Raw genomic sequence first — 20,756 nt, forward strand, 5'->3', positions numbered from 1 at the left:
TACACACTTTTTTTACAACTTTTTTCAAACATTTTTGCAAATAACTGTTTTACAGCAGGTTTTATGAACTGTTTTTCTGCAAGAAGACTTTCTGAAGAGAACTATATATACATTATTATATAATATAAGCACTGATACCCAAAGAACAACAAACGGGAAATTCATTCACAGATTCGTAATTTCTCTGTTTTAACCCTCCCCACTTATACCATTTCCACTCCTCTCCTGATATTGCGCCATAATCTCCAAAATAATTTTACCATACTTCTCCACACACTTTTTACCTATATAAGGAATATGAAGCAGTTCACGCTCATCAGCAGGAAAACAATTAGACAATCCTAAAATAGCTTTTTGTTGCAATATGGTATACACCGGCACTCCTCGCCTTTCAGCCTCCTCTTTACGCCACCCTATTAAGGCTCGATATACAGCAATATTCCCAATATCACCATTGGCTACAACATTTTTTTTCTGTTTCTTCTCACGTTTCTTTACTTTTTCAGAGTCTTTTTCTCGCATGCTCAACACCGAACGTTTACGCAAAAAATCCTGCACTTGAAATCCATTATCAAAAACAAACTCCAATAAGGCTGATTTAATACGAACAGCATCAGATAATTCTCCCCAAGCCTCATCCAGTTTTTTTCTCAACTCTTTATTATCCACCTCTATCTCCGTACTATCCATCAACTCCTGCAAAGGCTTTAAAGTATCCCCAAAATATCTTGTGGCACTATGTATCCTGTCTTGAAGCATCTTATCCAATTCACAATCAACAGAGTGTGATAAAAGGCGCATATACTGATTCTCAAATTTAATACTTACCTCGCAGAGTTCTTTTCCCAACCTCTCTACTTCAGCTTGATACAACTTTATTTGAGCCGGATATATTTTATACAAATATTCATCCAATAACCTGAGATAATGCACCAGCAACATTTTTATTCTTCCAAAACCGAAAAGTTGTTTCAGCAATTCTCCAAAATAACTTTTCCGCATAGCCATACACTGTTCTTGCGTAGGATTTGAATTACGAGTTTCATTGTTAAAACGGTCAATAACTCTATCACTTATCACTACTCCTGGTCCAATAGGTGCATTCAAGACCACCCCCTCCAAAGTCCGGCAGCGACTAAGCGCCACATACGCCTGTCCATGAGCAAATGCAGCAGAAACATCAATTATTGCTTTATCGAAAGTAAGTCCCTGACTTTTATGTACTGTAATAGCCCAAGCCAATTTCAGTGGATATTGCTTAAAGGTTCCTTCTATTTCTTCAACTATCTCTTTCGACTCCTTATCCAATTTATATCTTGCATTAGTCCATTCCGCCTCCTGTACATCCACTTCCGCTCCAGTACCATCAATCTTCACCTTAATATTCTGTTCCGACAAAGACACTACCCTACCTATGGTACCATTCGCATATCGATACTCACCCGAAATATCATTCTTCACAAACATCACTTGCGCTCCTTCTTTCAATTCCAATTCCAAATCCGTAGGATAAGAATACTCCGGGAAATTGCCTTCTATTGCAGCCTTAAATGTATAAGCCTCAACCGGCAACTCATCCATTTTCATTCGGTTTATCTGCTGAGCTTGCAAATTATGAGTCGTAAGACGAATATACCCCTTATCACCTATCATATTCTCCTCGGGGATATACCGACTATTAAGCATGGAAATTTCTTTCTCTGTACAACGATTCTCCCTGACAGCATTAAGCAACTCTAAAAAATGAATATCATTCTGCCGATACACCGTTTTCAGTTCAATTGTGCAAAAAGAAGTTTCCCTTAAAGCCCGACTTGAAAAGAAATAAGGCGAGTCATAATACTCCGATAGCAATTGCCATTCTTCACTCTTTACCACTGGAGGCAACTGTTGAACATCTCCTATCAACAAAAGTTGGACACCGCCAAAAGGTCTATCATTTCTTCTAAATCTACGCAATACATCATCTACTGCATCCAACAAATCGGCTCTCACCATACTAATCTCGTCGATGACAAGCAAATCGATGCTCCGCATTATGTTCAGTTTTTCTCTTCCAAAGCGAAAACGATACTGTGCGTCACCCCCAAATGCAGTTCCCGGAACATAAGGCGCAAAGGGTAGTTGAAAAAAAGAATGAATAGTCATTCCACCAGCATTAATTGCGGCAATACCTGTAGGCGCCAAAATAATCATTCTTTTAGGCGAATCCTTCACCAACGAGCGTAAGAATGTAGTTTTACCGGTTCCTGCCTTTCCTGTCAGAAATACATTTGTTCCTGTCTGACCGATTAATGTATTGGCCAGTTCCAGTTCTGGATTAGTATTCATAGCATTGAATTAAATTGATTGCATAAAAAAACGGAAACAAAACAAAGATACAGATAAAGCACCTTAACTGAATACAACCCATATCATAAAATGAAAAAACTTACGCATATTCCATAAATAAAAAGGACAGGCAACAAAAGCAATTCTGTCTGTTTTTCATAATAATAATACCGCAAAAAACGCGACTTGTCACATCGGCCAACGATACAAGTATCGATCGCTAACGTGACTTGTCGCGTTGGCTGATGTGACAAGTCACGTTTTTCCATACTTAAACATCCCTGTTCTCAGCTGATCACAGACCAGTTTACGTTCTTCTTGCGGAGCTCTTTCAGCTGTCTCCACACGATTGCATTTTCCGGAAGCACTCCATTCGGATCGCTATCAAGGAGTTTTTCCGCGACTTCACGTACATATTGCAACAACTGACCGTCACGAGCTATATCTGCAATTTTCAAGTCAAAAGCCACTCCACTTTGCTGGGTACCTTCCAAATCGCCAGGTCCACGAAGTTTCAAATCAGCCTCCGCTATTTCAAAACCATCGTTGGTCTGCACCATAATCTCAATTCGCTTACGGGTTTCTTCTGTAAGCTTATACCCTGTCACCAGAATGCAATAAGACTGATCGGCTCCACGCCCTACACGTCCGCGCAACTGATGCAACTGCGACAAACCAAACCGTTCGGCATTTTCTATTACCATTACAGAAGCATTGGGCACATTTACTCCTACTTCAATCACAGTAGTAGCTACCATTATCTGGGTTTCATTTGCAAGAAAGCGCTGCATTTCCTCATCCTTTTCGGCCGGCTTCATCTTTCCATGCACCTTACTTACCTTATACTCGGGAAACTCTTCACAAATATGCAGGTAGCCCTCCTCCAGATTCTTAATATCCATCTTTTCACTTTCCTGAATCAACGGATACACAATGTAGGCCTGTCTTCCTTCCTGAATCTGTTTCCGGATAAATGCATACATCGAAGCACGGCGATTATCGAACTGATGCACCGTCTGAATAGGCTTTCTTCCCGGAGGAAGCTCATCAATCACCGACACATCCAAATCTCCGTATAACGTCATTGCCAGCGTACGTGGAATAGGGGTAGCCGTCATTACCAGTACATGAGGGGGACACGTATTCTTTGCCCATAGTTTGGCACGTTGGGCAACTCCGAAACGGTGCTGTTCATCAATCACCACCAACCCCAACGATGAGAAATTCACAGTATCTTCAATCACCGCATGCGTTCCAATCAAGATATTAACAGCCCCTGTTAATAAGTCACGAAGAATCGTCTCCCTTCGCTTCCCTTTCACAGTCCCCGTCAATAACTCTACACGTACATCCATTCCTTCTAAAAAACGGCGGATAGTTTCGTAATGCTGTGTAGCAAGAATCTCTGTAGGAGCCATCATACAAGCCTGATAACCATTGTCTAAAGCTATCAACATCGTCATCAGAGCCACTAAGGTTTTTCCACTTCCCACATCTCCCTGCAACAGCCGGTTCATCTGTCTTCCACTCCCCATATCGCGGCGCATTTCTTTAATCACACGCTTCTGCGCCCCTGTTAATTGAAAAGGAAGATTCCGTGAATAAAAGGTGTTGAAAACTTCTCCCACGCGTTCGAACAGTAATCCCCGAAACTTATTGCGCCGTTCCTTGGTATAGCGTAAAATATTCAGTTGAATATAAAACAATTCTTCAAACTTGAGACGATACTGAGCCTTACGCAGCAAATCGGGACTTTGTGGAAAATGAATATTATAAAGAGCTTCAGTAAGTGGCATCAGGCGATGAGTATGAATAAGCTGAGGACTAAGTGTCTCATCTATCACTTCGCATTGCAAGGTTTGAAACAGATTCTTCATCAGTTTCTCCAATGTATGCGAATTGAGCCCACTCCGCTTCATCTTCTCTGTCGTATTATAATAAGGTTGCATCCTCATTGAAGACAAAGTCAACTCACCAGCCGGATCAATATCCGGATGTGCAATATTAATTCGTCCGTTGAATACCGTAGGCTTCCCAAAGACGATATATTCCTCATGCGCCTTATATTTACCCATGACATACTTCAAGCCTTGAAACCAAACCAGGTCGACTATACCTGTACCATCGGAGAAATGGCCGACCAAACGCCTTTGCCTGCCTTCTCCTATTGTTTCAAAGCTCAAGACTTCTCCCTTCAGCTGAATATACGGCATATTACCGTCTATTTCATGAATATAATACAGCCTGCTCCGGTCTACATATTTATATGGGAAATAGTACAACAAGTCCCTCAAGGAATAAATTTGAAGTTCCTTGTTTAAAATGGCTGCACGCTGCGGCCCTACTCCCTGCAAATATTTAATGTCACGTGTAGATAAGTCGAACATCTTTTTCAGATCAGCACCTCTGCTACTTTCAAATCAAAAGGTGTAGTTAATTTGATATTTTCCCGATTTCCCGCTACCAGATACACAGGTAATCCCAAAGCTTCTACTACAGAAGCATCATCGGTGAAAGCTGGAATATACTCTTGCGCATAGGCACGCTTCAACACTTCCGTGGTGAAAACCTGCGGAGTTTGTACTAATTTATAGCAATCTCGAGGCACCGTTTCACTGTCTTCAGCAGATACGATATGACGAACAGTTTCTACCACATCAATCACCGGAATCACAGCATGTTTCAACGCAGCCATATCATAGCAAGAAGCAATTACCTCCTGAGAAACAAAAGGACGGACTCCGTCGTGTACTCCTACGATTCCTTCTCCATCTACCAGCCTCAGCCCATTACGAACAGAATGGAAACGGGTTTCTCCTCCATCAGCTATACGATGAGGTAAAGTAAAGCCATATTGCACACAAAGTTGCTTCCAGTAGTCCTGTTGGGCTACCGGAAGAACAACAATTAATTCTATCTGATTGTCATAAGCATAAAAGGCCTCAAGAGTACGCATCAATACCGGTTTCCCTTTTACCGGTATAAACTGCTTGGGGATTTCACCTCCCATACGAAGACCTTTTCCGCCCGCAACAATAATTACATATTTTTTCATCAGGCAATCAACATGCCGTTTTTAACTTCTTTCACTTTTTCGGCTCCCGCAAACTTCTCCAGTATTGCAAAACCAAATTCCCATGCAGCTCCGGGACCTTTTCCCAAAATGAAGTTGTCTACACGTTCTACCATATTGCCTGTATATTCAGCTCCTTCCAGGAATTTGTCAAATCCCGGGTAACAAGTTGCCTTCTTACCTTTCAACAGTCCACGTTTACCATATACCAATGGAGCCGCACAAATAGCAGCCAACGGTTTTCCGGCAGCAGCAAACGACATAATCAGTTTATCAAGACCTGCATGCGCATCCAAATTGGTAGCTCCTGGTAGTCCACCCGGCAAAACGATCATTTCAACATCTTCTTCCTTCAAATCTTCAAACAAGACATCGGCTACAATAGGTACTCCATGCGAACTAACTACAGTTTTGTTCCCTGTTACAGAAACTGTTCTCACTTCCAATCCACCTCGACGCATGATGTCCAAAGGGAACATGGCTTCCATTTCTTCAAAGCCTTCGGCTAAAAAAATACAAATAGTTTTCATAAGCAACTTATTTTTAATGAAGTACAGAAACTGCTTTCGCATTCCCTATTCTTCCGATTTCTATTTCAATTTAAAATAATATGTAATCGTTCCAGTCTGATTGTTCACTCCAGAAATCGCATTAAAGCGCGCTTTCCGTGCAGCCTCCTCAGCAGCCTTACGTAAAGTAGGATTGACCGTATTAGTACGCTTATTAATACTAGTACTAATTACCTGACCGGCAGGATTGACCACAATCGTAACGACAACACGTCCTTCATCTTGTACTGTATATGCAGGTTTTGGCAGACCACCCTGTCCAAGCGAACGCCCGTTCAAGTCAAAGGTTCCATATCCTCCTTCTCCAGTCGTATTACCCGCATTACTGTTTCCTGTAGGACTACCCTGAATACCAGTACCCGTATTTGATGTCCCTTTGCTACCCATCTGAGAACCTTTACCAAAAGCTCCGGCAATCTTGTTGGCCGCAGCCTGTGCAGCGGCTCGTTCTGCTTCCGCACGTTTCTCTGCTTCCGTTTTCTCTTTGACTACCTTTGCCGGTACAGTTTCCTTTTTAGGTGTTTGGGTAGTTTCCTTCTGTTGTTTTTTCTTTTCCTCCTTTTTCTTCTTTTCTTCTTTCTTTACCTGTATGGAAGGTTCATCAGCCTGAGTGATGAGAGGTTGTTCCACTTTTACCTCCTCTTGCACAGGTTGAGGTTCTGCCGTTTCCGGTTGAGATACAATATCCACTTCGGTCATTGTATAAGGATCGGACTCTCCCTGCGATTGCTCCGTATCACCAAACATAACAGGTACTCCCCCCTCTTCCTGCGGTTCCGGACGGGAAAGCGTAAGCAAGAGCAGCAAGACCAATACTACCACATGCAATACGGCTGTACCGATTATTCCTGTTACTTTATTTTGTTTCATGATTACTTCTTATCTGGGCGGCGGGTAGCCAGCACCATTTTGTAATGATTCTCGTTTGCAATATTCAGAATGCGTACCACCTCACGATAAGGGATGGATTCGTCTGCGTACAAAGCCACATACATCTCCGGTTCCTTTTGCGCACATTCCTGTAAAAAGGCCGGTACTTCCTCTATAGACAAAGGCATTTCATCTTCCTTGCCAAACGCACCATAATAATTCAAGTCTTTATCAATAATTACCCTTGCCATAGGTTTGGCTGAAGTTTGCTCCGATCCTTGCGGCAACAAAACTTTAATGGCATTTGGCGAAACCATGGTAGAAGTAATCATAAAAAATATCAGCAACAAGAAAATGAGGTCTGTCATAGACGACATACTGAAGCTTGGAGATATTTTTTGTCTTCTTTTCAGTGCCATAAGCTATTATTTTTCAATCGGTTCATTGAGTAAATCCATGAAAGCCATTGTACGGGCTTCCATCTGGCTAACCACCTTATCTACCCGATATACGAGATGATTGTATGCAAACATAGCTGCAATACCTACAACCAGTCCACCTACAGTAGTAATCATTGCCTCATAAATACCACTCGACAAGAGTGTAATATCAATATTGTTTCCGGCATTAGCCATATTCCAGAATGCACGCACCATACCCAATACAGTACCCAAGAAACCAATCATAGGAGCTCCACTCGAAATAGTAGCCATGATAGACAAACCATTTTCCAGTTTAGCCACTTCGATATTTCCGGTATTCTCAATAGCAGCCTGTACATCGGCCACCGGTCTTCCCATACGAGTGATTCCTTTCTCAATCATTCGTGCAGAAGGAGTATTGGCCATACGGCAATAGTTGATAGCCGACTTGATTTCTCCACTCTTTATATAATCGCGGATACGTTCCATAAAAAGCGGATCTTCCTTTCCAGCCTTACGAATAGCCGCAGCGCGTTCGAAGAAAATATAAAATGCAACCACCGACATCAAGGCCAGTACAATCATAATCCAGCCTCCCTTACAGGCCATATCAAAAAGATTCATTTCCGGTTCTCCCGAAGCAACAGGAGTCAATACCGGGTTTTCACCGGTAACAGTTTCAGCAGCAGCTTGCATTGCTGTCAATAAAGTTAGTGTCATCATACTTATAAAAGACATTGTTTATATTCTTCTATTGTTTTCTTCAATCCTAAATAAAGCGCATCGCATATCAATGCATGACCAATCGATACTTCATCCAGCCAAGCAATATGCTGACGGAAATATTTCAGATTCTCCAGACTTAAATCATGTCCGGCATTAAGTCCCATTCCTAATTTTCTGACCAACTTGGCCGCTTCTACAAAAGGAGCTACAGCAGCTTCCGGATTCTTGGCATAAAGAGAAGCATAAGGTTCGGTATAAAGTTCTACACGGTCTGCTCCGGTTTTAGCTGCATATTCTATCATTTCGGGTTCGGTTCCTACAAAAATAGAAGTACGGATACCTGCTTCTCCAAAAGTATCCATCAATTCTGTCAGGAACTCACAATTCGTCTTTGTGTCCCAGCCCGCATTCGATGTAATCTGCCCTGGTGCGTCAGGTACCAGTGTAACCTGATGTGGCTTTACTTTCAACACGAGGTCAATAAACTCTTTGGAAGGATAACCTTCTATATTAAATTCAGTTTTCAGCAAAGGTCTTAAATCATATACATCTGCATAACGTATATGTCGTTCGTCCGGCCGAGGATGTACTGTAATACCATCTGCCCCAAACGCCTCACAATCCAATGCTACTTTCAGTACGTTAGGATTGTTTCCACCACGGGCATTACGCAAAGTGGCCACTTTGTTTATATTCACACTTAATTTAGTCATATTCGTTTTTATTTATATCTTTGCAACTACAACTTGCAAAGTTAGCCGATTTTATGAAATACCGGCCATGATTATAAGTTAAAAACCGTACACTATATACAAGAAACAATGAAATTTGCCATCTTTGGAAATACTTATCAAGCTCAAAAATCAGCTCACACTACCCGATTGCTGGAGATTCTTCGTAAAAAGGATGCGCAAATATGTATCAGTGCCGACTTCTATGAATTTCTGAAGAAAGTAACAGACACTGATTTTACAGATGTTGAAGTCATTGAAGGGAACAATTTTACGGCCGATATGGCTTTAAGTATTGGAGGAGACGGAACCTTTCTAAAGACTGCAAGCCGTGTAGGCAATAAAAGGATTCCTATTTTGGGAATTAACACAGGGCGGTTAGGATTTCTGGCTGATATTTCGCCAGAACAAATGGAAGAAGCCTTCGACGAAATCTATCAACACAAATATCAGACAGAGGAAAGACGTGTACTGCATTTACTTTGCAAAGGACAGATTTTAAAAGGCTATCCTTACGGGCTGAATGAAATAGCTATCCTAAAGAGAGACAGTTCATCGATGATTACCATCCATGCGTATATCAATGGAGAACTGCTGAATGTTTATCAGGCAGACGGACTTATTATCTCTACCCCTACCGGGTCTACAGGATATTCATTGAGTGTAGGAGGTCCTATTTTAGTTCCCCAAAGCGGCACTATCAGCCTGACTCCCGTAGCACCACACAGCTTAAATGTCCGCCCCATTGTGATTCGAGACGACTGGGAAATTACGTTGCAAGTAGAAAGCAGAAGCCACAACTTTCTTGTAGCAGTAGACGGAAGAAGTGAAACTTGCCGAGAAGGTTGCCAACTGACTATCCGTAAAGCTAATTATCCTATCTATATTGTAAAACGCTGTCAACATTCGTTTTTCAATACTCTCCGTGAAAAAATGATGTGGGGAGCAGACAACCGTAAATAATGAATCTCACCATACAAGTAAAAAAGACCGCTGGAATTTCATCTTCCAGCGGTCTTTTTCTATCATCTATATGATTCTTGGCAGACAGAGCCGTTACAAGAATCAGTCTTATTCTTTAATACGTATCAGCAAATTAGCAAGAATAGCAGTTACACCTCCTGTAGTAATACCGGATGCAAAAATATTACGCAATACTTCTGGCAACTGGCTCAAGATATCGGGCACCAGTTCTACACTCAGACCAAAAGAAAAACTTAATGCCATCACCAAAGTAGCCTTACGATCTATCTTTTGAGCAGCAATAATACGTATACCTGCAGCAGCTACCGTTCCAAACATCAGCAAAGTAGCTCCTCCCAAAACAGGTTCCGGCATCAACGAGAATACCAATCCTACAGCCGGGAACAAGCCCAACAAGATCAAGAATCCTGCAATAAAATAACCTACATAGCGGCTTGCCACCCCAGTAAGCTGAATCATTCCATTATTCTGTGCAAAAATAGAGTTAGGGAAAGAATTGAATACACCTGCCAGCATAGAGTTAAAGCCATCGGCCAATATACCTCCAGAAGCACGTTTTACAAATTTCTCACCTTCAACCGGCTCACCTGAGATAAGTGAATTGGCAGTAATATCTCCATAAGCTTCAATTGCAGTAATCAAATACACCAGTGCCAGTGCAATAATAGAAGAGATATCAAAAGAAAGACCGTAACGGAAAGGAATAGGAATATTGAATCCTCCATAGCTCTGTACAGAAGAGAAATCGACCATACCTAAAGCCCAAGCTACTATATATCCTACAATCAATCCAATTACGATTGAGCTCATTCGCAGATAACGATTTGAACTCCGGTTAAAGAAAATAATCAAAACAAGTACCAAAGCCGCCAGCCCTACATGCTCTAAGGCCCCGAATGTACCGTTTGCCTGAGCGACTGCTCCTCCTCCACAAGCAGAAACACCCACTTTAATCAAACTCATACCAATCAGAGTCACCACAATACCGGATACAAGTGGAGTGATTACCTTTCTTGTATATTTCAGAACACGGCTTATAACCATTTCTACAGATGAAGCAACAATACAAGCTCCAAAGATAGCAGAAAGTCCGCCGGTTAATCCAGCAGAAATAATAGGTCCGATAAACGAAAAACTGGTTCCTTGAATACAAAGAAGTCCACAACCCACAGGTCCCAGTCTGCGACATTGAATAAAAGTTGATACACCTGATGCAAACAATGCCATTGATACCAGAAAACCTGTAGTTTCCAAATCAAGTTTTAAAGCTCCGGCAATAATCAACGGTGGAGTAATAATAGCAACAAAAATAGCCAGCAAATGCTGCAATGCTGCAAAAATAGTTTCTTTCAAAGGTGGACGATCATTCAGTCCGTAAATCAGCCCCGCTCCCGAAGCCATAGCCTGTTCTTTTTCCATTTAATATATGCTTACTTTTTATGTGAGAAAAACATTTGTTATCCAATAAATAACTTCGGACAAACATAGCATTCTATATTTGCCCGAAGTATAATCTCAAAAAAATACTACTCTTTTATTTTAATTTTACAATCTTCCAGACTTTCAATAATGGCCAATGACTCAACATGGATACCTTGACCTCGCAAATAATCTCCTCCGTGCTGGAAGGACTTTTCAATCAGGAAGCCCATACCCACCAACTCAGCTCCGGCTTTCTGTACCAAGTCAATAATACCTTTCGCAGCATTACCGTTAGCAAGAAAGTCATCGATAAACAGGACTTTGTCACCCGGAGCAAGATAATCTTTGCTTACACACACGTCATAAGAACGATCCTTAGTAAACGAGTACACGGTAGTAGTCAGCATGTTTTCCATTGTGCTTGGTTTCTTTTTCTTTGCAAACACAACCGGAAGTTCCAATAAATATCCAACCATGATAGCAGGAGCAATACCACTCGCTTCGATAGTCATTACCTTATTAATTCTTGTGCTGGCAAAACGACGCACAAATTCTACTGCCATTGACTTCATCAAAATCGGATCCATCTGGTGATTGATGAAATTATCAACCTTCAAAATTCCGCCTTCGAAACATTTTCCATCTTTCAAGATTCGTTCCTTGAGTGCTTTCATACGCTAAACAGAGCTTTTAACCAACGTAATATTAAAATTTCTGCAAAGGTACGCGTTTTTATCGTATTTCCGACAAGACAGAGAAAGCAAAATAGCGAAAAAGAAGCAAGCCTCGGCAAAATCTTATTCTACCGGAGTTTCATCTACAAAAATATCTTCCAAAGCTCCTCCGGAAACCCAATCAGTGATTTCATTACCTACAATTTCCAAAGTTTCTTTTTTCACCCGAATGGTATACTTATATATTTTACCCGACTCAAAAGTCGTACCCATCTTATCTGTAGTAGCTGTATAAGAATTTCCATCCCGTTCGTAAGTAATGGAAAAATTCAACGGAGTTTCCAGTACTGAAGGATTAATTAACACCATGCTTGCATATCCTTCTTCCTCAATACTGACTTCTTTTACCAACTCCAATGCATCTTTTTTCACTACACCGTCAGCCATCTGCATATGGTCTGTACCTTCCGAATCAAAGCAATAATAATGAGGTGCAACAATATTTTGTCCTTCAAATTTCATTGTCTTCAGCGTCATGGTTTTGTCGGCTGCATCTTTTTTCAATGTAACCATTATCAGACTATAAATATGTTTGAACGACGATTCCCCTTTAAATGCTACAACTCCATTTTCAGCCCCATAATTGGTTGTACAACGGGCTGCCAAGAAGTCAAACTGCCCAAGATTCTCCAGTTCTCCCGTTTGGGTACTTAAATCCGGCATCGGTATACGAGTACGTTCTGCCTCCTCCACATAAGGATAAAAAGCACAAAATTCAAAAGACTCTGTCTGATTAGGCCAGTAAAGAGGTGTTTCTGAGTTCCATCCACTTCCTGTATAATTCCATTTTACCGCATTTTCCTGCTGTCCAGGCATAAAGAATCCTACCGCATCTTCAGCTGCAAAAGAAGTCTTTCCGGCAGAAGTCGTAGTAGTTCTCCCTAAATTAGCTCCTTCTACCATTGCCTGCATACTCAAGGATAAATCATCATTATCCATATTTTCACTCTTTTGACAACTCGCACACAACAAGATGCAAAGGCATCCACTTAAAATTAAATGTTTCTTCATAATATTTTAATTAATATGTTACATTTTATAACGCCGCCTTCCAATTTTCTATACCCACATGTAGGTATTTTTTCCAGCCTTACTTTCATTCATTTTTCTTTTTCGTATTTTTGTTCTCAGAAAACATCTTAAAAACACAACTCATGAATAAACGATTTCTTTTAAGTGCATTTCTTATTGTGTCAGCTTGCCTGACATTTGCACAGCAGCCTAAGTATGTATTTTATTTCATAGGCGACGGTATGGGAGTAAACCAAGTACAGGGAACAGAACTGTACAGGGGTGAACTGGAAGGCAAAATCGGAATCACCCCCATTCAATTTGCCCAATATCCTTATGCCACAGTAGCTACGACATTCTCTGCAACCAATGGAGTAACCGATTCCGCAGCTGGAGGAACAGCTCTTGCAAGTGGACACAAGACCAAAAACGGTACTATCGGAATGGAAAAGGATCAGCAGACTTCTGTAAACAGTATAGCTGTATGGGCACAAAACAGTGGTTACAAAGTAGGAGTAGCTACCAGTGTAAGTGTAGACCATGCTACTCCGACTGCTTTTTATGCACATAATGCAGATAGAAACAACTATTATGAAATGGGATGTGACCTGTATAAAACAGGATTCGACTTTTATGCCGGATCAGACTTCCTCGATCCCGACAAAAAAGGAAAAGCAGAAAGTTTATACAATCTGGCAGAAGCAAACGGATATACCATTGCAAGAGGATATAAAGACTATCTGAAAAAAAGCAAGAAAGCAGACAAAATGATTCTATTCCAGACAGAAAAGGCCTCTCAAACAGAACGAGGATCTATCCCCTACGCCATCGACCGTAAAAAAGGAGATTTGACTCTGAGTGATATTACACGTTCTGCCATCAACTTCTTGACAAAAGAACCTTCCAAAGGCTTTTTCCTGATGGTAGAAGGCGGAAAAATAGACTGGGCTTGCCACAGCAATGACGCGGCTACTGTTTTCCACGAAGTGATGGATTTGGATAATGCAGTAAAAGTAGCTTATGAATTCTATGCACAGCATCCGGATGAAACACTGATTGTAATCACCGCAGACCACGAAACTGGAGGTATTGTATTGGGAACAGGAGCTTACAAGTTAAATTTACAGGTTCTGAAGAACCAGAAAGTCAGCGAAGTGGGCTTTACAAGAATCATCAATGGCTTGCGCGCACAATACAAGAACAATGTGCCATGGGAAGTTGTGAAAAAAGCCTTGAAAGAGAATTTCGGCTTTTGGGAACAAGTACAGTTGACAGAAAAACAGGAAGCACGTCTGACTAAAGTATACGAAGAAAGCTTTAAGGGTCAGAACATCCAATTAGAAAAAAGCGAATATTCACAAGACGAACCAATCGCAGCAGAAGCCAAACGTATTATCAATGAAATAGCTTTGGTAGGATGGACCAGCGGAGGACATTCTGCAGGATATGTCCCGGTATTTGCTATCGGAGCCGGAGCTGAATTGTTCCAAGGACGCCTTGACAACACCGAAATCCCAATGAAAATAGCCAAAGCGGCCGGATATATTGCCGAATAACATCAAAACAGAATTGACTTTTATTTCAGGAACAGTCTCGAAGTTTATACAATCGGACTGTTCCTATTTTTTTGCAAAGTCGTTTTCTAATCAGCGCCGTCGGATGCATAGTCGCCGCCGTTGTTTCTCCAGCCAACACCGCCGGTTTTATATACGACGTCGTCGAACGAACGGTTCTGCTTGCATAGCACAGAGTAATAACGAATACCAACGTACTTATTCAAATGATAAGTAAGGAGCCAGCTTGTTCAAGTCACTTTCCGTGAATTCTTCGAACATGGACAACTGAGCTATATTCTTTATAGCTCCTCTCTTACGTCTGTATTCCAATATAGCTTTAGCCTTGTAGAAATTCATATAAGGATGGACACGAAGTTTATCCAGACTAAACTGATTGACATAGAGTTTACGCAATGTATCTGTTTTGACAACAAACCATTTATTCAGTTCCTTTCCTACGTGAGGAATTTCCTGCAACTGGTTCACGCTATAAAAACCTCCCAGACGAAGACGATAAGCCACAATCATTTTAGCCAGTCCGCTGCCTATTCCCGGAATACATTTCAGTTCTGTTGTATCTGCCTTATTCAAATCGACGACAGTCCCTTCTTCGTATTTTTCCTGTATGATGAACAAAGAGTCTTCAGGCAAGGCACGATGCTGCATTGTATCGCGTTGTCTGAATCTTTCGCCGATTACAATATAAGGCTTTAATGTTTGAAATGTCTCTTCTTTCAGTCCATATATACGGGCAAAAGCTTCCGGAGAACGGAACACTCCACCTTTTTCACGATAACGTAAGATATTTCGGGCTATAAAAGACGGCAAACCCAGCTGACGGAAAGTCAGAGAATCGGCCGTATTAGGGTCGAACTCCTGCAAGACTACAACCGGAGCATTGCTGGTATATTTCCTGTAAGAAACATTTTTCTCTTTCTCCTTAAGCTGTACCAAGAAGGAATCGATTTCTTCATTATTCTGCATGGCCACAACCGGTGAGTCTTTCCGGGAAATCCCGATATAAACTCCTGTCAATATCAGAGCAAGAAGCAAAAGAAATACAATGATTCTACGCTCGGCCTTAGAATAATAGAAAAAATCTTTCCACATCACACTATCCCAGTAATCCCAACTCGTTAATAAAAATCAAAGTAATCCCTATAGGAGCGACAAAACGAAGTACGAAAATATACAAAGGATAGAAAGGAGCTTTCAGCGTACCATAATTGGTCACTTCATTCTTGACCAGATTCCGGTCAATTACCCAACCCACAAAAATAGCTGCGAAAAGTCCTCCAAATGGCAACATGATTTTTGCTGTCAGGAAATCCAAAGCATCAAACAAGTTCATTCCTGCTATTGTGTATTCACTCCAATCGCCTAATGCCAATGAAGATACGATACCAATCAGCAGACTTCCTGCCGTAATCAGACGGGCAGCCTTGACACGGGTGAAATGGAACTTCTCATGCAGAAAGGCAGTAGAGACTTCATGCAGTGAAATAGTGGAAGTCAAAGCAGCCAAAGCCAAAAGTACATAGAACAGTACAGAGCATACGGTAGCTAAGATAGGTACTGCACTAAATGCTTGCTGGAAGACATTGGGCAATGTAATAAAAATCAAAGCAGGACCAGCATCTGGCTGAATACCTACAGAAAATGCTGCGGGAAAGATAACCAGTCCGGCCAATACAGCGACAAAAGTATCTATCAATCCCACACTGGCTGCCGTATGTACCAGACGAGTTTCTTTGCCAAAATACGATGCATAGGTAGACAAACAGCCCATACCCAGACTTAAAGAGAAGAAAGCCTGCCCCATTGCACCTAAAAAGACATCAGGAGTAACCTTACTGAAATCTGGCTTCAACAAAAACTCCACTCCTTTATTGGCTCCAGGTAAAGTCAAAGAACAAATAGCCAATAAAACAATTAAAATAAAAAGTAAAGGCATCAACAATTTAGAGGAGCGTTCAATTCCCTTTTCTACTCCTTTTACCACCACAAAGTGGGTTAATAATAAAAAGACTACCAACCACAAAAGCGGTCTTAGCGGATCTTTGGAAAACTCCTGAAACAAAGTAATGAATTCAGCAGAGGTCTTTCCGGCAAATCCACCCGTCAGAGCCTGAAAAGTATATTCTAAGGTCCATCCAGCTACAACGGAATAATATCCCAAGATAAGAAAGCCTGTCAAAACTCCAATGTATCCTACCCATTTCCAAATCGGATGTGGAGCCAAGACCTTAAATGCTTCCCCCGTACTTGCTTTCGAACCACGTCCAATCGTGAATTCAGCAACCATAATGGGTAATCCCAAAATAAAAATACATCCTAAATATACTATTATAAATGCCGCTCCTCCATGGTTTCCTGCTTCATATGGAAAACGCCAAATATTTCCTAAACCTACAGCAGAACCAGCTGCGGCCAAAACAGCTCCTAACTTACTGCCAAAACTAATACGCTCTTTCTGTTGCATAAATGAAGTAATAATTATAATTAATCCGAATTTGAGCGCCAAAAGTACAAAAAATATCGTATTTTTGCCTATAAAATTAAAGATTAATATATGATACGTTATTTAACTGCATATCCTTTATCTATACTGATCGTTATCATAATATGTTACCTGTCTTTTTTCCAACCTCCTCAGACTTCATTGGATGAAGTACCCTATATTGACAAGCTGGCGCATATTTGCATGTATGGCGGTCTGACTACTGTCTTATGGATAGAGTATCTTTTTCATCAATCGACTTTTAATTACAAAACTTTTTTGGCAGGAAGTATATGCTTTCCGATCTGTCTCAGTGGTATCATTGAAATACTGCAATCACAATGTACCGATAACCGTAGTGGAGATTGGTTTGATTTACTGGCCAATGCTACTGGTGTCTGCATTGCCTGCCTCTTGGGTATCTATGTATGGAAACCCTTGTATCAGAAATTCAAATCTTCAGGCTCTCAAAAACGTTAGAAACATTCTTATAAAAGAAAGACTGCATGATGCTTCACAGCATCATGCAGTCTACGAAAAACGTTATTAATATATAATTTTAAAGATAGAGAGTATGCATAAATCTTAACGGAAGTCTTTCAACTCTTCCTGCAATCTTTGGCGAGTGAAATAAATACGGCTTTTCACAGTACCCAAAGGTAAGCCTAACTTATCTGCAATTTCACGATATTTAAATCCGGATACGTACATCATAAATGGGATGCGATATTCTTTTGGCAATTCATTTACAGTGCGACGGATTTCCTTCAAATCATAAGAACCTTCCAGCGAATCTTCTGCCAGATTATTTCCCTGATTCAAGTAAAACTGGTTATCGGTTTGATCAACATAAGTCTGGTCACGCAATACTTTTCTATAATTATTGATAAAGATATTGCGCATGATGGTATATACCCATCCCTTAAAGTTTGTTTCCGAAGTATATTTTTCTTCATTATCTAATGCCTTCAAAGAAGTCTCTTGGAGAAGGTCGTTTGCTTCTTCACGATCCGCTGTCAACTTAAATGCAAAGTGAAATAGTTCTGTCTGTATGCTCAACAAGTTCTGAGCAAATGTGGTTGTCTTCATAATTATTTTGTATTTCGAGAGTTAATATTCGTTGTTCTAATCACACTGCAATATTACAGACAAAACACAAGACACATCCCACAAAATCAGACATATAACCATCTGTTTTCTATCAATAAACAGTTTTTACCCCCTATAAAACAGTTTTCAGGTGGTAGATTTTCCCCATTTTGTATAAGGCATTTTCATTAAAGAGGAATTATAATATTCTGTCCGCCCTGTTACTTCTTCGCCTAAGAAAGATGGACGTAAAAAGATTTCATTTTCTTCCTCCAATTCAACCTCTGCAACTACCAAGCCCTCGTTCTCGCCATAGAATTCATCGACCTCAAATGTGTGATGACCGCTCTTTACCAAATAGCGGGTTTTATCAATAATTCCAGGTTCACACAGAAGCATCAGTTCTTCTGCTTCCTGCAGCGGAATCTCGCGTTCCCATTCATACCTCTTTACTCCACTGGCATCCGATTTTCCTTTTATCGTCAGAAAGCCTTTTTCATCCCGTATGCGAACTCTGACTGTCCGACCAGATGCACTACAAATGTATCCTTGTTTGATTCTGCTTTTCGCATAAGCTAAATCTCGGTAAGTGGTATCACATACCAAAAATTTCCGTTCTATCTCCAATGCCATGTCCGTTCTATTTATATTAAAATAAAAAATTCGGCTTTATACTTTATATAAACAAAATAGTCTCCCGGATGTTTACTTATCCAGGAGACTATCTCTCAATATCTTCATATAAATTGGATTACCACGTATAAGCTATAATTGTTATCAAAGCTAATACAATTAATCCGATGCACAAGTTTCGAATCAGCTTATTGGCTTTTTCGGCTTCTCTTCTTTCTCTTTCTTCGTGTTTTCTATTCTTTTGATTCATAGTATTGCATTTTTTAAGAAACTAATAGCTCAAAAATACAATATATTTTGAAAGAAAACAATAAAAAAGAAATTTTATGCTTCACTGTCTGAGAACTCCATCAAATAAGCCTTGATGAAACCATCTATTTTTCCGTCCATTACTCCGTTTACATCTGAAGTCTGGAAGTTTGTACGATGGTCTTTCACGCGTCTGTCATCAAACACATAGCTTCGAATCTGAGATCCCCATTCAATTTTCTTCTTGCCAGCTTCCACTTTAGCCTGCTCTTCCATTCGATGTTGAAGTTCTTTATCGTACAAAATAGAGCGCAACTGACGCATGGCATTTTCTTTGTTCTTCGGTTGATCTCGTGTTTCCGTATTTTCAATCAGGATTTCTTCTTCTGCTCCAGTATAAGGGTCTTTATATTGATAACGCAAACGAACTCCAGATTCTACTTTATTTACGTTCTGTCCTCCGGCTCCTCCACTACGGAATGTATCCCATGATAAACGTGCAGGCTCTACAACAACCTCAATTGAATCATCTACCAAAGGGGTTACAAAGACAGAAGCAAAAGAGGTCATACGCTTTCCCTGCGCATTATAAGGAGATACACGCACCAAACGGTGTACACCATTTTCGCCTTTCAAGTAACCGTAAGCATAAGCTCCTTCGATATTCATGGTAACAGTCTTGATACCGGCTTCATCACCTTCTTGCAAGTTAGCAACAGAAAGCTTATATCCATTACTTTCAGCCCAGCGCATATACATACGCATTAGCATCGAAGACCAATCCTGACTTTCTGTACCACCTGCTCCTGAGTTAATCTTCAATACACAATCCATCTGGTCAGCTTCAGAACGAAGCATATTTTTCAGTTCCAATTCTTCTACAGCATGAATAGCTTTGGCATAAGCATCATCAACCTCTTCCTCTGTGACCAATTCGTCTTTATAAAAATCAAAAGCTAATTCCAGCTCGTCCGATAATGTCTTCACTTCATTATAGCCTTCAATCCAGCCTTGTAAGCCCTTTACTTTCTTCATCTGAGCTTCTGCTTTCTTAGCATCATCCCAAAAACCAGGCGCCTGCGTACGCAATTGCTCTTCTTCTACTTGAACTTTCTTATTTTCAATATCCAAGTAGCGATAAAGTGCTTCAGTACGCTCTTTCACGTCTTTAAGTTGCTCTATTGTAATCATGTATTTGGTAATAAGTATCTGAGCTACAAAAATACAAAAAGATTTCTGATATGTAAAAAGATTCAGTCCATTGTTTCAAAAGAGAGTAATCAACCTTTATCAAAGTAAGCTAATTCTACCTTCTGATTATTTATTAACTCACTGTTCACTTTTTATCAATCCTTTTTTATTCTAAAGTATTGGAGAGTAAAAACACATATACGAAAAGAAGAGGTTAAGAATCCACAAGATATATCAAGCGATTCTCGAGTTTTTTCATTCACGAATTAGTATATAGCTTATAAAACGACAAAAACATAAAAGACAGCCTCGTAAAACCAGGAAACAAGTCTTCAGAAGCAGAGGATGCATATACATAGCCACCACGTCCGGACAAGCCATGATTCTAACACGCAGAGATTTCCGGGCTCCTACACGATTCTGCCTACAGCTGCCGGAAACCATGCATCAGACGGGATTTAAGAATAAAGCAGGCCGTACTCAGGATTTCCTCTTTACATAAAGGGGAAGATTATCCTTCAGCTGTCAGACATGACAAATGAGGAAGAAGAACGGGGCAGTGCCGGACCGGAGAAAGGCCCGCTACGGGGCAGCGGCGGCAGAGAAAAGGAGACTGGAGAGTCACAGACATCCTGAGGCAGCGGCAAAGACATCACCAGAAGGCA

The 20,756-nt window shown here is 40.6% G+C and carries 20 protein-coding genes; 3 read left to right on the plus strand and 17 right to left on the minus strand.

Features of this window, described 5'->3' with window-relative positions; translation table 11 throughout:
- Nucleotides 1–189: 189 nt before the first annotated feature.
- The 8 genes from O6P32_RS13265 to O6P32_RS13300 form a co-directional block, all read right to left on the minus strand.
- Nucleotides 190–2,331 (minus strand): HRDC domain-containing protein, encoded by a 2,142-nt coding sequence (locus tag O6P32_RS13265; RefSeq protein ID WP_269879007.1) that lies wholly within the window; start codon nucleotides 2,329–2,331, stop codon nucleotides 190–192.
- Between the two features lie 287 nt (nucleotides 2,332–2,618).
- On the minus strand, nucleotides 2,619–4,718 hold the full coding sequence (gene recG, locus O6P32_RS13270) for an ATP-dependent DNA helicase RecG (protein WP_269879008.1): 2,100 nt from the start codon (nucleotides 4,716–4,718) through the stop codon (nucleotides 2,619–2,621).
- Between the two features lie 5 nt (nucleotides 4,719–4,723).
- Nucleotides 4,724–5,386 (minus strand): 2-C-methyl-D-erythritol 4-phosphate cytidylyltransferase, encoded by a 663-nt coding sequence (locus O6P32_RS13275; protein ID WP_269879009.1) that lies wholly within the window; start codon nucleotides 5,384–5,386, stop codon nucleotides 4,724–4,726.
- Nucleotides 5,386–5,934 (minus strand): DJ-1 family glyoxalase III, encoded by a 549-nt coding sequence (locus tag O6P32_RS13280; protein WP_178265449.1) that lies wholly within the window; start codon nucleotides 5,932–5,934, stop codon nucleotides 5,386–5,388. Before O6P32_RS13280 ends, O6P32_RS13275 begins: the two co-directional genes overlap by 1 nt.
- Nucleotides 5,935–5,994: 60 nt before the next feature.
- Entirely contained in the window at nucleotides 5,995–6,843 is an 849-nt protein-coding gene (locus tag O6P32_RS13285; protein ID WP_269879010.1) for a TonB family protein, read from the minus strand.
- A gap of 2 nt (nucleotides 6,844–6,845) precedes the next feature.
- Complete coding sequence (locus O6P32_RS13290; protein ID WP_178265447.1) at nucleotides 6,846–7,262, minus strand: ExbD/TolR family protein; 417 nt, start codon at nucleotides 7,260–7,262, stop codon at nucleotides 6,846–6,848.
- Between the two features lie 6 nt (nucleotides 7,263–7,268).
- Nucleotides 7,269–7,988 (minus strand): MotA/TolQ/ExbB proton channel family protein, encoded by a 720-nt coding sequence (locus tag O6P32_RS13295; protein ID WP_178265446.1) that lies wholly within the window; start codon nucleotides 7,986–7,988, stop codon nucleotides 7,269–7,271.
- A 2-nt stretch (nucleotides 7,989–7,990) separates the two neighbouring features.
- Complete coding sequence (locus O6P32_RS13300; RefSeq protein ID WP_178265445.1) at nucleotides 7,991–8,704, minus strand: pyridoxine 5'-phosphate synthase; 714 nt, start codon at nucleotides 8,702–8,704, stop codon at nucleotides 7,991–7,993.
- Nucleotides 8,705–8,812: 108 nt separating this feature from the next.
- Between O6P32_RS13300 and O6P32_RS13305 the strand changes: the two genes are divergently transcribed.
- A complete protein-coding gene (locus O6P32_RS13305) occupies nucleotides 8,813–9,685 on the plus strand; it encodes an NAD kinase (protein ID WP_269879011.1) in 873 nt (290 codons plus the stop codon).
- Nucleotides 9,686–9,793: 108 nt separating this feature from the next.
- On the opposite strand, the gene O6P32_RS13310 is transcribed toward O6P32_RS13305, so the two are convergent.
- The 3 genes from O6P32_RS13310 to O6P32_RS13320 all read right to left on the minus strand — a co-directional run bounded on the left by O6P32_RS13310 (nucleotide 9,794) and on the right by O6P32_RS13320 (nucleotide 12,873).
- The gene (locus O6P32_RS13310; RefSeq protein ID WP_178265443.1) at nucleotides 9,794–11,125 is read right to left on the minus strand and encodes a nucleobase:cation symporter-2 family protein; all 1,332 of its coding nucleotides are present in this window, start codon (nucleotides 11,123–11,125) and stop codon (nucleotides 9,794–9,796) included.
- Nucleotides 11,126–11,232: 107 nt separating this feature from the next.
- Nucleotides 11,233–11,802 carry a xanthine phosphoribosyltransferase gene (xpt, locus tag O6P32_RS13315; RefSeq protein WP_178265442.1) on the minus strand — a complete coding sequence of 190 codons (570 nt, stop codon included), beginning with the start codon at nucleotides 11,800–11,802 and terminating at the stop codon, nucleotides 11,233–11,235.
- Nucleotides 11,803–11,925: 123 nt separating this feature from the next.
- Nucleotides 11,926–12,873 (minus strand): fimbrillin family protein, encoded by a 948-nt coding sequence (locus O6P32_RS13320; protein WP_269879012.1) that lies wholly within the window; start codon nucleotides 12,871–12,873, stop codon nucleotides 11,926–11,928.
- A 143-nt stretch (nucleotides 12,874–13,016) separates the two neighbouring features.
- Between O6P32_RS13320 and O6P32_RS13325 the strand changes: the two genes are divergently transcribed.
- Nucleotides 13,017–14,429 (plus strand): alkaline phosphatase, encoded by a 1,413-nt coding sequence (locus O6P32_RS13325; protein ID WP_269879013.1) that lies wholly within the window; start codon nucleotides 13,017–13,019, stop codon nucleotides 14,427–14,429.
- A 216-nt stretch (nucleotides 14,430–14,645) separates the two neighbouring features.
- On the opposite strand, the gene O6P32_RS13330 is transcribed toward O6P32_RS13325, so the two are convergent.
- The gene (locus O6P32_RS13330; RefSeq protein WP_269879014.1) at nucleotides 14,646–15,539 is read right to left on the minus strand and encodes a helix-hairpin-helix domain-containing protein; all 894 of its coding nucleotides are present in this window, start codon (nucleotides 15,537–15,539) and stop codon (nucleotides 14,646–14,648) included.
- 4 nt (nucleotides 15,540–15,543) lie between these two features.
- The gene (locus tag O6P32_RS13335; protein ID WP_269879015.1) at nucleotides 15,544–16,911 is read right to left on the minus strand and encodes a sodium-dependent transporter; all 1,368 of its coding nucleotides are present in this window, start codon (nucleotides 16,909–16,911) and stop codon (nucleotides 15,544–15,546) included.
- A 90-nt stretch (nucleotides 16,912–17,001) separates the two neighbouring features.
- On the opposite strand from O6P32_RS13335, the gene O6P32_RS13340 reads away from it, so the two are divergent.
- Nucleotides 17,002–17,409 (plus strand): VanZ family protein, encoded by a 408-nt coding sequence (locus O6P32_RS13340; RefSeq protein WP_178265437.1) that lies wholly within the window; start codon nucleotides 17,002–17,004, stop codon nucleotides 17,407–17,409.
- 105 nt (nucleotides 17,410–17,514) lie between these two features.
- Here O6P32_RS13340 and O6P32_RS13345 read toward each other — a convergent pair whose 3' ends face one another.
- The 4 genes from O6P32_RS13345 to prfB form a co-directional block, all read right to left on the minus strand.
- Nucleotides 17,515–18,018 (minus strand): RNA polymerase sigma factor, encoded by a 504-nt coding sequence (locus O6P32_RS13345; RefSeq protein WP_178265436.1) that lies wholly within the window; start codon nucleotides 18,016–18,018, stop codon nucleotides 17,515–17,517.
- Between the two features lie 147 nt (nucleotides 18,019–18,165).
- Nucleotides 18,166–18,651 (minus strand): CYTH domain-containing protein, encoded by a 486-nt coding sequence (locus O6P32_RS13350; RefSeq protein ID WP_269879016.1) that lies wholly within the window; start codon nucleotides 18,649–18,651, stop codon nucleotides 18,166–18,168.
- A 118-nt stretch (nucleotides 18,652–18,769) separates the two neighbouring features.
- Nucleotides 18,770–18,901: a hypothetical protein gene (locus O6P32_RS13355; RefSeq protein ID WP_269879018.1), complete on the minus strand. Its 132-nt coding sequence runs from the start codon at nucleotides 18,899–18,901 to the stop codon at nucleotides 18,770–18,772.
- A 74-nt stretch (nucleotides 18,902–18,975) separates the two neighbouring features.
- Nucleotides 18,976–20,091, minus strand: coding sequence for a peptide chain release factor 2 (prfB, locus tag O6P32_RS13360; protein ID WP_178265434.1), 1,116 nt, complete (start codon nucleotides 20,089–20,091; stop codon nucleotides 18,976–18,978).
- Nucleotides 20,092–20,756 lie beyond the last annotated feature (665 nt).

It is taken from the genome of Phocaeicola acetigenes (assembly GCF_027529745.1).
GTDB lineage: Bacteria > Bacteroidota > Bacteroidia > Bacteroidales > Bacteroidaceae > Phocaeicola > Phocaeicola acetigenes.

Excerpts from the sequence above, each read along its gene's own strand:
- O6P32_RS13265 (WP_269879007.1), bottom strand. The coding sequence starts at position 2,331 with ATGAATACTAATCCAGAACTGGAACTGGCCAATACATTAATCGGTCAG.
- recG (WP_269879008.1), bottom strand. The coding sequence starts at position 4,718 with ATGTTCGACTTATCTACACGTGACATTAAATATTTGCAGGGAGTAGGG.
- O6P32_RS13275 (WP_269879009.1), bottom strand. The coding sequence starts at position 5,386 with ATGAAAAAATATGTAATTATTGTTGCGGGCGGAAAAGGTCTTCGTATG.
- O6P32_RS13280 (WP_178265449.1), bottom strand. The coding sequence starts at position 5,934 with ATGAAAACTATTTGTATTTTTTTAGCCGAAGGCTTTGAAGAAATGGAA.
- O6P32_RS13285 (WP_269879010.1), bottom strand. The coding sequence starts at position 6,843 with ATGAAACAAAATAAAGTAACAGGAATAATCGGTACAGCCGTATTGCAT.
- O6P32_RS13290 (WP_178265447.1), bottom strand. The coding sequence starts at position 7,262 with ATGGCACTGAAAAGAAGACAAAAAATATCTCCAAGCTTCAGTATGTCG.
- O6P32_RS13295 (WP_178265446.1), bottom strand. The coding sequence starts at position 7,988 with ATGATGACACTAACTTTATTGACAGCAATGCAAGCTGCTGCTGAAACT.
- O6P32_RS13300 (WP_178265445.1), bottom strand. The coding sequence starts at position 8,704 with ATGACTAAATTAAGTGTGAATATAAACAAAGTGGCCACTTTGCGTAAT.
- O6P32_RS13305 (WP_269879011.1), top strand. The coding sequence starts at position 8,813 with ATGAAATTTGCCATCTTTGGAAATACTTATCAAGCTCAAAAATCAGCT.
- O6P32_RS13310 (WP_178265443.1), bottom strand. The coding sequence starts at position 11,125 with ATGGAAAAAGAACAGGCTATGGCTTCGGGAGCGGGGCTGATTTACGGA.
- xpt (WP_178265442.1), bottom strand. The coding sequence starts at position 11,802 with ATGAAAGCACTCAAGGAACGAATCTTGAAAGATGGAAAATGTTTCGAA.
- O6P32_RS13320 (WP_269879012.1), bottom strand. The coding sequence starts at position 12,873 with ATGAAGAAACATTTAATTTTAAGTGGATGCCTTTGCATCTTGTTGTGT.
- O6P32_RS13325 (WP_269879013.1), top strand. The coding sequence starts at position 13,017 with ATGAATAAACGATTTCTTTTAAGTGCATTTCTTATTGTGTCAGCTTGC.
- O6P32_RS13330 (WP_269879014.1), bottom strand. The coding sequence starts at position 15,539 with ATGTGGAAAGATTTTTTCTATTATTCTAAGGCCGAGCGTAGAATCATT.
- O6P32_RS13335 (WP_269879015.1), bottom strand. The coding sequence starts at position 16,911 with ATGCAACAGAAAGAGCGTATTAGTTTTGGCAGTAAGTTAGGAGCTGTT.
- O6P32_RS13340 (WP_178265437.1), top strand. The coding sequence starts at position 17,002 with ATGATACGTTATTTAACTGCATATCCTTTATCTATACTGATCGTTATC.
- O6P32_RS13345 (WP_178265436.1), bottom strand. The coding sequence starts at position 18,018 with ATGAAGACAACCACATTTGCTCAGAACTTGTTGAGCATACAGACAGAA.
- O6P32_RS13350 (WP_269879016.1), bottom strand. The coding sequence starts at position 18,651 with ATGGCATTGGAGATAGAACGGAAATTTTTGGTATGTGATACCACTTAC.
- O6P32_RS13355 (WP_269879018.1), bottom strand. The coding sequence starts at position 18,901 with ATGAATCAAAAGAATAGAAAACACGAAGAAAGAGAAAGAAGAGAAGCC.
- prfB (WP_178265434.1), bottom strand. The coding sequence starts at position 20,091 with ATGATTACAATAGAGCAACTTAAAGACGTGAAAGAGCGTACTGAAGCA.